At 63.2% G+C, this 1592-nt stretch carries 2 protein-coding genes; both read right to left on the bottom strand.

The window, feature by feature from the left end; translation table 11 throughout:
* Positions 1-257 precede the first annotated feature (257 nt).
* Positions 258-653, bottom strand: coding sequence for a flagellar biosynthesis repressor FlbT (flbT, locus tag BRAO375_RS25330; protein WP_009030302.1), 396 nt, complete (start codon positions 651-653; stop codon positions 258-260).
* A 212-nt stretch (positions 654-865) separates the two neighbouring features.
* Positions 866-1592: flagellin (locus BRAO375_RS25325; RefSeq protein WP_035642111.1), on the bottom strand; the 727-nt coding region annotated here is incomplete at its 5' end.

The following is a 1592-nucleotide window of genomic DNA, read 5'->3' as shown; positions in this document are numbered from 1 at the left end:
GATCATCCATGAAACTGGCCTTCCAAGAGTGGTGTTGCGATCGCAGGCGACCGCTCATCCTGTCAGAGCGATGGTCGGTCCAGTGCCTCCGCAAGGCGAGCGGATCGAATCCGCCCGTCGCTCGCCGCAACGGACTTTCCTTGTTCCATCGTTAGGCCGGGCTTTTCTCCGTCCCGTTAATTTTAATGTCCGTGCTAATACGGAACCGGGAGCTCGGGCTCGAGACTAGTCAGATTGACGTCCGGCTATGCGCGAGCTCAAGGCGCCACCTCGGCGGGCGCAATCGCGGGGCTTTCGCACTGGATCAGCGCCCTGATCTCCTTCAGAGCCTTGTAGAGTGCGCCAGCGCTGACATGCCGATCGACTTCCTCGACTAGGCGGGCGGCGCCCGGCGTCGCGTCGCGCAACTCGTTCATGCAGGCCAGATAGGACGCGCGATAGCGGCTCGCGTCGCTTTTCAGATACATGGTCTGGACGCAGAGATAGAGGCGCTTTGCCGGCGTATCTGCCGTTTCAGCGGTGACGGTGTCGCGCTCACGAAGGATCGGAACGTCGCCTTCGACAATGAAGCGTGCACGCGTGTTCGAATTGACGATGACGGTGTCGCCGATCACGATACGTTCGAACGGCTTGAGTTCGACCCGCAGGGGCATGGCCCTGGTCTCCTCTCGGCAGTCTCCTCTCGGGAGCCGTACCGCCGGCGGATGATACTGGGGTCGAGACGAGACTGCTGTCGCGCACATATCCGGCGCTTGCCAGCGAAACGTCTCGACTGCGAACGAGACCGGCGTGAATCCCGGATCTTCGAGCCGAAAACGGCGGGGACCAGCCCCGCCGTCTCCGATCATGATGGTGTCGCGGCGCCTTAGCGCAGCAGCTGCAGCACGCTGGCCTGCGACTGGTTGGCGAGCGACAGCGCGGACACCGCGATCGACTGGCGGGTCGACAGCGCCTGGCTGTTGGCCGCTTCCTCGTTGGTGTCGGCGAGCGTCAGGTTCGACGAGCCGGTCTGCAGCACGTTGATCAGGTTCTTGTTGAAGTCCTGACGGACCTGCACGACCGACAGGTTCGAACCCAGCGTGGACGCCTCGTTGCGGAGCGTGGAGCTCGCGGTGTTGAGGACGCCGATCACCTTGTTCGCCGAGTTGTTGTCGAGGAAGTCGGTGCCCGAGGTCAACGTCGAGAGGCCGAGGCCCGCCGAGTTGAACGTGACACCGGTGATCGACAGCGTCGACTTGCCGGTTTCGTTGAAGGTCAGCTTCAGCGTGTCGCCGTTCAGCAGGTTGATGCCGTTGAACGAGGCGTCAGCCGCGGTCGTGTTGATCTGCGCCAGCACGTTGTTGTACTGCGAGACCAAGCTGGCGCGCTGCGTCTGCGCGGTGGAATCAGCCACCGGAGCCGCCGCGGTCAGACCGTTGAAGGACTGGCTGGACGCCGCCGCCGTACCACCGATCGCGCCAATCGTGGCCGAGGCCGCGTCGTTCGTGGTGGTGATGGTGATCTTGCCGGTGGACGAGTCAACCGTGGCCTGCAGGTTGTTGGCTGCGAGCTTGCTGTTGAGATCGTTCAGCGACTTGACCTGCCCTGTCCCT

This window comes from Bradyrhizobium sp. ORS 375 (genome assembly GCF_000239775.1).
In the GTDB taxonomy this organism is placed as follows: domain Bacteria; phylum Pseudomonadota; class Alphaproteobacteria; order Rhizobiales; family Xanthobacteraceae; genus Bradyrhizobium.
The sequence above is the reverse complement of the archived record's forward strand: the minus strand, read 5'-3'. Positions and strand labels throughout refer to the sequence as shown.

Bases quoted from the DNA above. Each gene is read 5' to 3' on its own strand.
- flbT (WP_009030302.1), bottom strand. From the start codon at position 653: ATGCCCCTGCGGGTCGAACTCAAGCCGTTCGAACGTATCGTGATCGGC.